The sequence below is a fragment of the Paenibacillus peoriae KCTC 3763 genome (assembly GCF_000236805.1).
GTDB lineage: Bacteria > Bacillota > Bacilli > Paenibacillales > Paenibacillaceae > Paenibacillus > Paenibacillus peoriae.
This window is the reverse complement of the sequence record NZ_AGFX01000031.1, coordinates 33801-47048: the sequence shown is the minus strand read 5'-3', so window position 1 is coordinate 47048 and position 13248 is coordinate 33801. Positions and strand designations below refer to the sequence as shown.

9 protein-coding genes are annotated in these 13248 nt (G+C 46.2%); 6 read left to right on the top strand and 3 right to left on the bottom strand.

The window, feature by feature from the left end; genetic code table 11:
- Positions 1 to 122 precede the first annotated feature (122 nt).
- Both KQI_RS0117525 and KQI_RS0117520 read left to right on the top strand, forming a co-directional pair.
- Positions 123 to 1535 (top strand): efflux RND transporter periplasmic adaptor subunit, encoded by a 1413-nt coding sequence (locus KQI_RS0117525; RefSeq protein WP_010348152.1) that lies wholly within the window; start codon positions 123 to 125, stop codon positions 1533 to 1535.
- Positions 1532 to 4642: an efflux RND transporter permease subunit gene (locus tag KQI_RS0117520; RefSeq protein ID WP_010348151.1), complete on the top strand. Its 3111-nt coding sequence runs from the start codon at positions 1532 to 1534 to the stop codon at positions 4640 to 4642. The genes KQI_RS0117525 and KQI_RS0117520 overlap by 4 nt, the downstream gene beginning before the upstream one ends.
- A gap of 359 nt (positions 4643 to 5001) precedes the next feature.
- Here KQI_RS0117520 and KQI_RS0117515 read toward each other — a convergent pair whose 3' ends face one another.
- The 3 genes from KQI_RS0117515 to KQI_RS0117505 all read right to left on the bottom strand — a co-directional run bounded on the left by KQI_RS0117515 (position 5002) and on the right by KQI_RS0117505 (position 9519).
- Entirely contained in the window at positions 5002 to 7281 is a 2280-nt protein-coding gene (locus KQI_RS0117515; RefSeq protein WP_010348150.1) for an alpha-galactosidase, read from the bottom strand.
- Between the two features lie 85 nt (positions 7282 to 7366).
- Positions 7367 to 8353, bottom strand: coding sequence for a LacI family DNA-binding transcriptional regulator (locus tag KQI_RS0117510; RefSeq protein ID WP_010348149.1), 987 nt, complete (start codon positions 8351 to 8353; stop codon positions 7367 to 7369).
- Positions 8354 to 8610: 257 nt separating this feature from the next.
- Positions 8611 to 9519 carry an AraC family transcriptional regulator gene (locus tag KQI_RS0117505; protein ID WP_010348148.1) on the bottom strand — a complete coding sequence of 303 codons (909 nt, stop codon included), beginning with the start codon at positions 9517 to 9519 and terminating at the stop codon, positions 8611 to 8613.
- Between the two features lie 194 nt (positions 9520 to 9713).
- Between KQI_RS0117505 and KQI_RS0117500 the strand changes: the two genes are divergently transcribed.
- The 4 genes from KQI_RS0117500 to KQI_RS0117485 all read left to right on the top strand — a co-directional run bounded on the left by KQI_RS0117500 (position 9714) and on the right by KQI_RS0117485 (position 12955).
- Positions 9714 to 9920: a hypothetical protein gene (locus tag KQI_RS0117500; RefSeq protein ID WP_010348147.1), complete on the top strand. Its 207-nt coding sequence runs from the start codon at positions 9714 to 9716 to the stop codon at positions 9918 to 9920.
- 87 nt (positions 9921 to 10007) lie between these two features.
- Positions 10008 to 10991 carry an aldo/keto reductase gene (locus tag KQI_RS0117495; RefSeq protein WP_010348146.1) on the top strand — a complete coding sequence of 328 codons (984 nt, stop codon included), beginning with the start codon at positions 10008 to 10010 and terminating at the stop codon, positions 10989 to 10991.
- 66 nt (positions 10992 to 11057) lie between these two features.
- Positions 11058 to 12044, top strand: a complete 987-nt coding sequence (locus tag KQI_RS0117490; RefSeq protein ID WP_010348144.1) for an aldo/keto reductase — start codon at positions 11058 to 11060, stop codon at positions 12042 to 12044.
- A 59-nt stretch (positions 12045 to 12103) separates the two neighbouring features.
- Positions 12104 to 12955 (top strand): aldo/keto reductase, encoded by an 852-nt coding sequence (locus tag KQI_RS0117485; protein WP_010348143.1) that lies wholly within the window; start codon positions 12104 to 12106, stop codon positions 12953 to 12955.
- The last annotated feature ends 293 nt before the right edge of the window (positions 12956 to 13248 follow it).

Here is a 13248-nt window from a genome sequence, read left to right as displayed (position 1 = left end):
CGTACATGAGGTGCTTGCCCTTATGTACGATTTTTTTGTTTGTTAACTGTTGTAATGTGAAAAGAGAATACATGCAGTTTAATATCTTGGATTCTGATAACTGCTAGAGGAAGTCGAGGAGGATGAAATTGTTGAATAGAACACGAATTAAAATGCTAGTCACGGGAATAACCTTCGCTATGGTGGTTTCCGGTTGCTCAAGCGCTTCGGAGGACACCACCACTACAAAATCCGGTCAGCCGGTACAAATTCAAAAAGTGACGATGAAGCCGTTGGCTAATGAATTCAATTTGGCTGGAACGTTGCAGGCAAGCCATGAAGCCACAGTTTCCTTTGAAGCGGATGGACGTATATTGAACACGATGGCTGAAGTAGGAGACTCTGTACATAAAGGAAGTATCCTTGCGAAGTTAGACACATCCGCTTACCAGTTGCAGCTCGATCGGGCAAGGGCAACCATGGAAAAGGCAAAAGCAGGTGTCAGCCAAGCGGACGCTTCTGTTCAATCGGCACAGGCGGGTATTCGTAATGCACAATCTCAGGTTGACACGGCCCAATCCAAATTGCAGGAATTAAACAACGGCGCCAAAAAACAGGAAATTGTAAAGGCACAAAATGCCGTAGCTGCGGCAACCAGCAGTTACAACAAGAAAAAGGCAGATGCTACCCGGAGCCAAAGTTTATTTCAGGCAGGTGGGGTATCATTGACGGAAAATGAAAATGCGCAACTCGAACTAACGAACGCAAATAAAAATCTGGTTGACGCACAAGAGCAATTGTCTCTCCTGCTTGCAGGGGCTTCTCAGGAAGAGCGTGCCCAAGCATCGGCTGGTGTAGATCAGGCCAGGGCAGGGCTCGAGTCGTCTATCGCTACTAGGCAACAAGGACTGGCCAGTAAAGCTCAGGCGCAGGCGACTTATGAGGATGCAGTAGCTGCGTATGAACAGTCATCTTTGTCTCTGAAAAAAGCTACCTTAACTTCTCCGATAACCGGTGTTGTGATTGAGAAAAAGGTTGCTGATGGTCAACTGGGCTCCAGCGGAAGTGAGGCATTTACTGTTGGAAATATTAGTACTTTAAAGGTGCTGCTGCCTGTACCGGACAGTGAAATCTTATCATGGAAGAAAGATCAAAAAGTCAATGTCTCTCTCTATAATGAAATTCGAACAGGGACTGTCACCCAGATCTATCCATCGACTAATTCCAAGACGGGAAGCATCAATGTGGAAGTCAGCATTCCCAATCCTGAGCTGAACTGGAAGCCTGGTCAAGTCGTTAGTGCATCTAAAAGTATGAATCAAAACGAAGCGCTTTTAGTGCCCGTAGAGGCTGTAATTAGCACCGGAGACGCTCCTTATGTCTTTAAAGCTGCAAACGGTAAAGCCGTTAAAACGCCGATTAAAATTGGAAAAGTGACGAATAATCAGTTTGAAGTTATCTCTGGACTGCAAGCAGGTGATCTCATCGTTACGCAAGGAGCAGGAACCTTATTTAATGGTGATGTACTTGGGGAATCGAAGGAGTCGTCCAAATGATTAAATACATCGTTAAAAAGCAGAAGATTACCCTTATTTTCTTTGGCATGTGCATTGTGCTGGGACTTTTCAACTTTACATCGCTACCTAAACAGGAACAGCCCGATGTTGTTCCTATGGCAGCAAGTGTTACAACTGTCTACCCGGGTGCCTCGCCTGAAAGAATTGAGCAAACCATTACCAAGATATTGGAACAGAAAATTAAAGAAGTCCACGGTGTCAAAACGATTTCTTCCACTTCATCTAAAGGCCAATCCAGTATAAGCATAGAGGCTTTTAATGACGCAGATCCAACAAAAGTGTGGGCTGATCTTCGCACAAAGGTGCAGGATGCACAGTCCGAGCTTCCGGCTGATGCCAAGCAACCCATTATAAATGATAGCATGACAAGCTCTTTTATCGGTTCATACGCCATTACCTCTGATAAAGTTGAGAATTTATACTCGCTAAAAGAATTGATGAGCACCTGGAAAGATCAATTAAAAACGGTTCCGGGTATTTCGAAAGTTAGTGTCCAAGGAATACCGGACCAAGAAATACGAGTCAGTTTAAACACACACAAAATGCAGCAATATAACCTCTCCTGGGAACAGGTCGTTCAAGCCATTAAGGATGAAAATGACAGGGTTCCTACAGGAAGCCTGGAATTTAATGAGCGCACTTACCAATTGACGGTGAATGCCTCAACTGACCCGAATGTTTTAAATAACATCGAGATTTCAAGCAACGAAGATGGATTTCCGATATATTTGAAGGATGTAGGTACAGCCTCGCTTGTTTTTAAAAAGGCGGGTAATTATACGTATGTGAATACCAAGCCTGCTATTTCGATCAGTTTGAGTGGAGATACAGGTACAGACGTGCCAACGGTTTCCAAAGCGGCAACAGCCAAAATCAATGAACTTGCGAGCAGCTTGCCTAAGGATGTACATTTTGAACTGCTGTTTGCGCAAAATGATCGGGTAAGTGAAATCTTTGGCAATCTGACCAAAGAGATGATCATCGCCATTATATCGGTCATTGTGATTTGTACTTTAGGATTAAATTTGCTGACTTCTGCTTTTGTCGCCTTGGCTATTCCTGTTTCTATTGCTATCGGCTTTATTTTCTTGCCGATGACAGGGACGACACTGAATCAAATTTCAGTCATCGGCTTAATCATTGTGCTAGGTATATTGGTCGATGATGCCGTCGTGGTCAATGACAATATTGAACGACGACGTTCTGAATTTGGGGAAGATGCTACCCAGGCAGCCATTAAAGGAACGAAAGAGGTATCCTTATCGATCATCACAGCCACACTGGCTACGGTGGCGGCATTTGCTCCGCTTTTATTTCTGCCGGGCAATATTGGAGACTTTATTAAGCCGATTCCTACCGTTATATCGTTAACGATGCTGGCTTCGATGATTATGTCGCTTACGATCATTCCTATTTTCCGGCAATGGTACGATCAACGCCGTAAGGGGAAGGAGCGTAGTAAAGCAGTCAAGCCGCCCGGGCTTCTTGGAAATCAAATACAGTCCCTCTCCAATGTATACTCCAAGAGCTGGATGCCGAAAATACTGCGACGTCCACTTTTTACTGCTCTTCTAGGTCTTACGATTGGTACGGCAGCATATGGGCTAATGGCTGTGGTTCCCATTCAATTGTTTCCGGAATCCGATCAGGCAGATGCCACCATCAGCGTAACGATGCCAGAAGGAACGTCGTTGCAAGCTACCAATCAGGTTATAAACGAGATCGGGAACTGGGTCCAAAAACAGCCAGAAACAGAACGACTGTCGGCAGCGGCAGGCGGAGGCGCACCTCAGATGTACAGTGATGTAGCAGGTGGCGGTGGCTCTGGGGGAGCGGTGCATGGCCAACTTGCTGTCGTTGGAAAAAAGGGATTATTTGATCTCCAAAAAACAGTGGATCGTTGGACCCATACACTGCAAGCTAAATATCCATCAGCATCCATCAGCATACGTGTGCCTCAACTAGGTATTCCGGTTGGTAGTGCAGTATCTATCCGTATTAAAGGTGAAGACATTGGAAAACTGCAAAAAATGGCAACCAAAGTAAAAGAAATTGTTGCGGGGACCACTGGAACTGTAGATGTAACCGATAATATGGGGATGCAAAGCTACAATTTGAATGTTCAAGTCAACCAGCAGGCCCTGGACAAATATAAAGTTAGCTATTCCGACTTAACCCGCACGTTGCTGTTAATGGGGGACGGGGTGAATGTGACGGACTTTGATACGGGAAAAGAATTACTGGATATCAATATCTACATGGACAAGCCAAACAATGATCCAGAGGTATTATTCCAACAATTAACTGTGAGCAATGCTGCCAAAGAGCAAATTCCCTTGTCCCAGTTAGCTACGATGAAACCGGACTTTTCCATCCAGCAAATTCATCGTTATGATCTGGAACGGACTGTAACGATTTCTGCCAATGCCAATGGGCGTACGGCTACGGAGCTCACCCAGGACATCCGTAGCAAGCTTGCAAATACACAGTTTGAACCGGGGTACACTTGGGAGATGGGAGGGGAAACATCTGCGCAGTCCGATATATTTATGGATTTGGGCAAATTAGCTATTATCGTTGTTTTTCTTATTCTGCTCTTGATTACCATGCAATTTTACTCGGTTTCCACACCGCTAATTATTATGACCACAGTTTATCTGGCAGCAGCGGGGGGAATTCTCGGAAGCTTTATATCTGGTATGCCAATTGGATTTATGAGTATTATGGGTATCATTTCACTTGCTGGTATCGTCGTGCGCAACGGTATCGTGTTGATCGAGTTTATTGAAGATGCGCGGCGTGAAGGGGCTGATTTGACTGAAGCGATTCTGATGGCATGCGCTGCCCGTTTCCGTCCGATCTTGCTCACTTCACTAACTGCGATTGTCGGTATGATCCCAATTGCTACAATAGGTGAGATTCTGTTCAAGCCATTGGCAACGACCATTATATTCGGACTCATCTTTTCAACCATTTTAACGCTGTTTGTAGTTCCGACTCTTTACATGGTTGTAGCTAATCTGAAGCTGAAGCGGAAACATAAGAAGGAAATGCGTACAAATAACGATAGCTCATTGTCTCTATAGATGTAGATGTTACAAAAGATAGATAGATTATAGTGCTGCTTGAATCCTACCCGATCGTACATTAGGCTGTTTGCCCTAATGTACGATTTTTTTCTTTTGCTGGCGTAATACAATGATGGTGAGCGTAGTCTTATTCATTTGTTCTTTTATTTAAATGCGTCTTCGGCGGGAGGGATTCAACCATTCGGGTTTCCAGATTTGTTCATTCTCGTCTATTCTTACACCGGGAGCATAGATGCTAGTGGAATTACGGATTAATTATTGAAGAAGGCAGACCGTAGAATCGGCCTGCCTTGTTATAATTTTTCTTTATCCTTATTTTATCGTCATTCTCGTTATTTAGTTATTGACTGCATCTGTTATCCGCAGGGAATTGCCTTAAGACGGAAGGTAGAGCTGACAAAATCCCCTGTCAGGTCCGAGACAACAAGCCCGATTCTCATGAGGCGGTCACCTCCAAAGATTTCGCCGCCAAACGCTGAACAGAAAGGGGAAACGCCGTTTTCCGCCGAGGTATTACCCCTATGATCTGTAGTACTGCCCGTTGCTCCGGTTTCGATTTTATACTTTTTCTCTGGGTCAAGTCCTTTTAGAGTTAGTCTCCGAATTGGCCCATTTGGCTCAGCCAACACGCGGAAATAAGCAACAAATGCTTCCGATTGGTCCTCGTTGACGAACATCCAGGCCGTATCGCCTCGGCCTTCAAACGGGCTAAGAAGCCGATACATATTCCCCTGCTGTACAAGGGAGCGAATTTCCTTGTACTGGGCGATTTGTTTGGCAGCAAGCTCCTTTTCTTCTCTTGTAAATGCAGTGAGGTCAAGCTCGTAGCCAAAGTTGCCGCTCATTGCCACGTCGCCGCGTATGGCGAGAGAGGTGATTCGTTCCACCTGATGGTTTGGCACGCTCGATACGTGTGCGCCCATGGTGCTGGCCGGATACACGATGCTTGTTCCGTACTGGATTGCCAATCTTTCAATCGCATCGGTATCGTCGCTGGTCCATGTTTGCGGCATATAGTAGAGCATCCCGGGATCGAACCGCCCGCCTCCTCCGGAACAACTTTCGAACAAGATGTCCGGGAACCGGGAGGTCAGACGTTCCAGCAGATTGTAAAGTCCGAGCATATAACGGTGAGCGGTTTCCTTTTGCCGTTCGCTAGAAGCTGTAGCCGAAGCAATCTCCGTCATATTACGGTTCATGTCCCACTTGACATAAGTAATTGGAGCGATCGAGAATACGGAGCTAAGCGTTTCGTACAAATAATCGCATACTTCCTTACGAGAGAGATCAAGCACCAGTTGGGACCGACCTTCCGTCCGCCGCCGACCCTCAGCATGCAGGCACCAATCGGGATGCTTGCGGTACAATTCACTATCAGGAGACACCATTTCCGGCTCTACCCACAAACCGAACTGCAATCCTTGTTGATTCACCCGTTTGGCCAGATCGGCAAGACCTCCAGGCAGCTTGCGGCGGTCCTCAAACCAGTCTCCAAGAGAATTATCGTCATTGTCGCGTTTGCCAAACCAACCGTCATCGAGAACAAAGAGTTCAATACCAAGAGGACCCGCTTCCTTAGCAATCGCTTCGATTTTATCGGCGTCGAAGTTAAAATAAGTGGCTTCCCAATTGTTTACGAGAATAGGGCGCTCTTTGTCACGGTAAACACCCCGGCACAGACGTGTGCGGTAGAGTCGATGATAGGTACGCGACATGCCCCCAAGACCTTCTTCGGAAAAGACCAGTACGGCTTCAGGGGTCTGGAATGACTGACCCGGTTCAAGTCGCCAGGAAAAATCAAAGGGATTGATTCCGATACTTACACGGGTTTGGTTAAACTGCTCTACTTCTGCCTGTGCAACGAAGTTGCTGCTGTAGACCAGACTAAAGCCGTACACATCTCCGCGATCTTCAGTCGCATCAGGACGAAGCAGTGCCAGAAAGGGGTTCATCTGGTGACTGCTGGAACCCCGGCGACTTTCCAGGCGAATAGCCCCGGGCCCGAGGTCGCGGCGCTGGATATGTCTTTCACGCACCCAGGCTCCGGACAGGTAGAGAGCTTGGTAGTTGGAATCTGCAAAATCGACAGAGGCGCTCATGGCTTGCTCAATATTTATGACAGCGCTTCCTTTATGCTCAAAAAGAGTAGACCGGGCAATAGCGCTGTGATTAGCAAATACGGTATAGAGCAGTGTAGTTTTAAGGCCTGAGTATTGGTCCTCAAGGATAAGAAAGAGGGTTGTCGCTTCATCATCCGATTCGGTATAGACGGCAGGAAGCCCTTCGAGCTTTGGTTTACCCGGTACAATGCGGTAGCCGCTATATTTTAGCTCCGTAATCCGGCTTCCGTCTGCAAGTGCAACCTGGTAAGCGGGCTGACGAAAGTCACTTGTACCATATTGAGGATATTCCTGGGGAAGCGTGTCCAGGGAAATCGTGCGGTTGGAAGGCACAGGATTGGGAGAGAAGGAGCAGCGCTCTTTGAACTCCAGTATATTGGCCAGTCTTTCGTCATGATGAAGCCTGGCTCCCCAATAGACATGTGCGGGATATCCTTCTACAAGCTGAATTATATAGCTGCAATCCTTGGACTGCAGGTGGAACAAGCCAAGCGCCTCATTTACATGAATGTTCATGATATTCACTCCTTAGGGGTTCATCGTATTGATTGTTTTACATAAGGGTACTTATCCATGCCAGGAAGACTTTCAAAAACTGATTTTAGCTGTTTGCGGATGAGCTCTCCCGTATGACAAGCTTGGTTCCGATCACACTGTGCGAAGGTGCTTCACGTCCCTCAAACCGTTCAGAGAGCAGTTGAACGGCAGCCTTTCCCATTTGTTCGGGATAGGCGCGCACAGTGGTTAACGGAGGCTGTACAAAGGCAGCCATCTCAATGTCGTCAAAGCCGACGATAGCCATATCCTCCGGTACCTTGACTCCATGTCCATGAAGGGCGCGGAGGGCGCCGATGGCAAGCGGGTCGCTTGCAGCGAAGCAGGCCGTCGGTCTTTCCTGTCCGGCAAGGAGATCATTCATCATCCGATATCCATCTGCGGTACTCCAGGCGCCTACACGGACGTATTGAGGATTGTACAACCCCCGTTCCCGCATGAATCGTTCAAAATAATGCGCCCGTCGCTCTCCGTCGCTCTTGCCGCCGATAAACCCGATTTGCCGGTGGCCCAGCTCGATCAGATGTCCGAGTGCCTGATCAACAGCTTGCCGGAAATGGAGGCGTACGGAATCGTACTCCAGCTGTTCATCGTATTGGTCGACCAGGACAATGGTGTCCTGGTCAGGATGCAGCTTAATCACCTCTTCAGGATCAACGCCGCCCACAACAATCAGACCGTCCGTCTTCTGCAAGGTGGCGATGGAAGAGCGGCCTCGCAGAGTCTGTCCCAGTGTCAGACCAAGCTCCTCACAGCGCAGCTCGATTCCACGGCGAATCGAGGCGTAATACGGATCATCCCGTTCCTCTTCAATGGAGCACCAGAGCAGGAGAGAGACTGTTTTCCCGGCACGCTCTGTGTTTTGCTTTAATTGCCTCAACCGGGAAGGCTTGTACCCAAGCTGTTCAGCAATCGAAAAAATTCGGCTCTTGGTATCCGGGCTCACGGACAGAGACAGATCGTTATTTAAGACCCGCGAAACGGTTGCGGCAGACACACCCGCTTCGCGGGCAATGTCTTTAATGGTTGCCAAAGAACTCACACCTTTTAGTTAATAATTTTACTAAAATTCGATTTCATCCTAGCACATCCGAATGATCTTTTCAAGATAGCGGTTCAATCTTTTGTATTCCTGCCGATGGTGCTTGTCTATTTATTCCTGAGTGAACAAGTAGAATGGGTCATGACGGTTAGTTCCGCCGTTTAATAATTAAAAAAGCAATTGAATCTGGAGAATGAAAGTGAAAAACTCCGCTGATTCAATTGCTTTTTATTTGTAGCGAAAAGCAACTATTCGATATGAAAATTTTCCTTCAAACGCTTGATGTCCGCTCTTGGGGGAGAACCGAACATACGGGAATATTCACGGCTGAACTGAGACGCGCTTTCATAGCCGATCCGGAATGCGACATCAGCGGCATCTGCCGACTCGGATAATAAAAGACGGCGGGCCTCCTGCAGGCGCAGCTGCTTTTGAAATTGAAGCGGGCTCATAGCTGTAACCTCTTTAAAGTTCCGATGAAATGATGAAACGCTCATACTGGCTATTTCAGCAAGCTCCTCGACCCGTAGAGGCTCAACATAATGATGAATAATTTGTTCTATAGCTTCTCTAATTTGGTACGTATTGCTGCCCTCCATAGCAATCTGTCCCAGTGTAACTCCATACTGCCCCTGTAAAAGCCTGTATAATATTTCTCTTACAAACAGAGGAGCCAGAAACGGAATATCCTTTGGTTCGTCCAGCAGACGCGCTAATCTGAGGATCGCATCCATTAAATCTGACTCCATCTGGCCGACAAACAGGGCCCGCTTCGAATTTTCCTTTGGCATAGGCTGGAATTCAGAACTATTTAAAACCTCTAAAATCTGACTCTGTGTAAATTCAAGCTTAAAGCTCAAGTAAGGCACATTGGGAGAAGCTTTGATGACTTGGCCGACCACCGGCAGGTTCATGGATGCAATCAGGTAATTGGCAGGGCCATACGTAAAGCGTTCCTGTGCGAGAAATACTTCTTTCAAGCCTTTAGCTATAAAACAAAAAGAAGGCTTATATATTCTGTAGGCCGGCTCAGTCGTATGGGAAAGGCGGATAAAAAACAAAGACGGGATAGCCGTTTCATGAACTCCCTCCCGAGGACAGTGACGCTCAATCAGATCAGCAAGCTTATTCTGCTGCATACGTATTTCTTCAGGCATGAATACCTCCTTATTCGTTGGTTAATGCTCATTATAAACAACCAATATTGATGATGCTATTGCCCATAAGAGGATTAGGCAAGGATTTAAGATAAATAAGATAACGGTTTACTTTTCAATTGCTGCATAATAAAGTTACACCTTATGAAAATATAAAAGCAATTAAAATCCTAAGCTATTAGGAGCTGAATAAAATGGAAAAAATAATTCAATGGTATGAGAAAATCCTGATTAGAAGATTGCGAGTCCTTGTCGATTCAGAAAAAGAAGCGGTCTTTAAGGAGCTGTATCAGGAATATTTGAATCAGCTTTATTCTAAATATGGTAGACCACCGCATCATCCAGAGTATGCAAAAACCTGCATCAATAAGCATATAGGAGCGACAAGATCTGTATGGTGAGAAATCGATAATTCATCATATAACAACGTGTAAACATCTTTTTATTTTAAGATTATACAAAATTATACCAGAGGAGTGTATGGAGTTATGCAATATGTAAAACTTGGCCGTACCGGCCTGGAAGTTTCCCGTTTGTGTCTGGGCTGTATGAGCTACGGAGTACCTGAACGGGGAATGGCACCATGGTCACTGAATGAAGAAGAGAGCCGACCCTTTATTAAGAAGGCACTCGAATCAGGAATTAATTTCTTTGATACTGCCAATGTATACTCCGATGGAACCAGTGAAGAAATTGTCGGACGCGCATTAAAGGAAATGGCCCGCCGGGATGAAATTGTTATTGCTACAAAAGTATTTTTCCGTATGCATAAAGGTCCAAATGGTGCAGGACTTTCCCGTAAGGCGATCATGAATGAAATCGATAACAGTCTGAAACGCCTGGGTACAGACTATGTTGATCTGTACCAGATCCACCGCTGGGATCATACTACACCTATTGAAGAAACAATGGAGGCACTCCACGATGTAGTGAAAGCAGGCAAGGCCAGATATATAGGGGCATCTTCAATGTACGCCTGGCAATTCATGAAGGCGCAGCATGTGGCCGAACGCAATGGCTGGACCAAGTTTGTATCCATGCAAAACTATTTGAACCTGCTGTACCGTGAAGAGGAAAGGGAGATGCTGCCGCTCTGCCGTGAAGAGGGAATAAGTGTCATACCTTGGAGTCCGCTTGCCAAAGGGCGATTAACCCGGGATTGGGAAGAGACAACTGCGCGTTCAGCGATCGACGAGATTGGAAAGACACTTTACTCCAGAATGGCCGATGCGGATCGTAAGGTTGTCGAGAGAGTAGCTGAAATTGCTGCCAAACTTGGTATTTCGCGTGCCCAGGTTGCTCTTGCATGGGTGCTGCAGAAGGAACCCGTCACTGCGCCCATCATTGGGGCCACCAAGCCTCATCATCTGGACGATGCGATTGCCGCGCTGTCGGTGAAGCTGAGTGCGGATGAGGTCGCCAGTCTGGAAGAGCCTTATGTACCTCATCCAGTTATGGGGAATCTGAGCTAAAAAACGGATGACTGCTTTTTGCATGCGTTCTAATCGTCTAATTTTAAGTGGAAAGGAAGAGAAATGATGCAAAAACGATTACTTGGAAAAAGCGGCTTGGAAGTATCTGCAATCGGGCTCGGTTGCATGGGGATGAGCTATGGTTATGGCCCTGCTTCAGATAAGCAGGAAATGATTTCAGTCATTCGGGAAGCCGTTGAACACGGCGTTACCTTTTTTGATACTGCTGAGGTATACGGACCCTACATTAATGAGGAGCTTGTAGGGGAAGCACTTCTGCCTGTCCGGGATCAGGTGGTGATTGCCACCAAGTTCGGCTTTGACATTCAAGACGGCAAGCAGACCGGAATGAACAGCAGACCGGAGCATATTAAAAAAGTTGCCGAACAATCGTTACAACGGCTTAAAACCGAAGTCATTGATTTATACTATCAGCACCGGGTAGATCCGGATATACCGATCGAAGAAGTGGCGGGAGCAGTACAGGATTTGATCCGGGAAGGCAAGGTTAAGCATTGGGGGCTATCCGAGGCTGGTGTGAAGACAATCCGCCGTGCACATGCGGTTCAACCGCTGGCCGCAGTCCAGAGCGAATACTCGCTGTGGTGGAGACGTCCTGAGGAAGAGCTGCTGCCGACCCTGGAGGAGTTGGGCATCGGTTTTGTTCCTTTCAGTCCTTTGGGAAAAGGATACTTAACGGGCAGCTTCAATGCACATTCATCCTTTGCGGATGGGGATCTGCGCAATATTCTTCCGCGTTTTACTCCTGAGGCTTTGGCTGCCAACCAGGCTCTGGTGTATCTGCTGAAAGAAGTAGCTGAGCGGAAAAAGGCGACTCCTGCTCAAATTGCGCTCGCTTGGTTACTTGCTCAAAAATCGTGGATTGTTCCGATTCCGGGTACAACAAAGCTGAGTCGTCTAAAAGAAAACCTGGGAGCGGCTCATGTGGAGCTAACAACGGAAGATTTATATGCGATCGAGTCTGCAGCTTCGAGGATTACACTGGTAGGGGACCGGTATCCGGAAGAGCTGGAAAGAAGGACAGGGCTCTAAGCGGAGGAGAACAGCAAGCAAACGTAATTAATGAATATTAATAAATAGGAGAAATTTATGTGCAAAAAGTGGTGTTGAACAATGGTGTTGAAATGCCTATCCTCGGGTTTGGAGTCTATCAGATTCCAGATGCAAAAGAGTGTGAGCAAAGCGTTTACGATGCTATTGAGGCAGGATATCGCCTAATTGATACAGCTGCCGCATATCAAAATGAAGAGGCGGTTGGCAATGCAATCAGACGGAGTGGTGTCCCGAGAGACGAAATTTTTATAACTACAAAACTCTGGATTCAGGATGCCGGTTATGAGAGTACAAAAAAAGCATTTGAAAAATCAATGGAAAGATTGCAATTGGATTATTTGGATTTGTATCTAATCCATCAACCGTTTGGTGATGTTTACGGTTCTTGGCGTGCGATGGAGGAATTGTATAGAGAAGGAAAGATCAGGACAATTGGAGTGAGTAACTTCCAAATGGATCGTCTGGTAGATTTGATATGTCATAATGAAGTAATTCCTGCAGTAAATCAGATCGAAACGCATCCATTCTGCCAGCAAATTGAAAGTGCTGGATTTATGAAAGAGAACAATGTACAGATCGAGTCCTGGGGCCCTTTTGCAGAGGGGAAAAATAACATTTTCCAGAATAAAGTCTTGGTATCAATAGCCGGAAAGTATAATAAATCCGTTGCTCAGGTCATTTTACGATGGTTGACACAAAGAGGTGTTGTTGTAATACCAAAGTCTGTTCATAAAGAGAGAATCATCGAAAACATCAATATTTTTGACTTTGAGTTAAGCCAAAACGATATGGAGATGATTACGTCGTTAGATACGGGAAAGAGTTTGTTCTTTTCGCATAACGATCCGGAAATAGTGAAGTGGCTCGCTGATCGAAAATTTGAAATTTAACGGGTGAGTTAATCTGTTGGATCAGCGCAGCTGCACTTGCTCTCGCGGTCAGGATAAAACGCTACTGACATACTGTTGTTAGTAGCGTTTTTTATATACTACATCCAGGTCAAGCTACTGGTTCTAAAACAGCTGCTAACGTATAATGAACATTTATTCATAACCATGTTCTCTCAGAAGCGAGGTCGGTTCCGTCTAGACTGGTAACACATGTCCTTTCTGTAGAGGAAAGAGCTTATCCATCTATGAGGCACGCGGTTTGGGATTGACAGAGGTAGGATTGCATGAGAAAA

What these genes read in the sequence shown, in the direction of transcription:
- KQI_RS0117525 (WP_010348152.1), top strand. Translation starts at nt 123, where the DNA reads ATGAAATTGTTGAATAGAACACGAATTAAAATGCTAGTCACGGGAATA.
- KQI_RS0117520 (WP_010348151.1), top strand. Translation starts at nt 1,532, where the DNA reads ATGATTAAATACATCGTTAAAAAGCAGAAGATTACCCTTATTTTCTTT.
- KQI_RS0117515 (WP_010348150.1), bottom strand. Translation starts at nt 7,281, where the DNA reads ATGAACATTCATGTAAATGAGGCGCTTGGCTTGTTCCACCTGCAGTCC.
- KQI_RS0117505 (WP_010348148.1), bottom strand. Translation starts at nt 9,519, where the DNA reads ATGCCTGAAGAAATACGTATGCAGCAGAATAAGCTTGCTGATCTGATT.
- KQI_RS0117500 (WP_010348147.1), top strand. Translation starts at nt 9,714, where the DNA reads ATGGAAAAAATAATTCAATGGTATGAGAAAATCCTGATTAGAAGATTG.
- KQI_RS0117495 (WP_010348146.1), top strand. Translation starts at nt 10,008, where the DNA reads ATGCAATATGTAAAACTTGGCCGTACCGGCCTGGAAGTTTCCCGTTTG.
- KQI_RS0117490 (WP_010348144.1), top strand. Translation starts at nt 11,058, where the DNA reads ATGCAAAAACGATTACTTGGAAAAAGCGGCTTGGAAGTATCTGCAATC.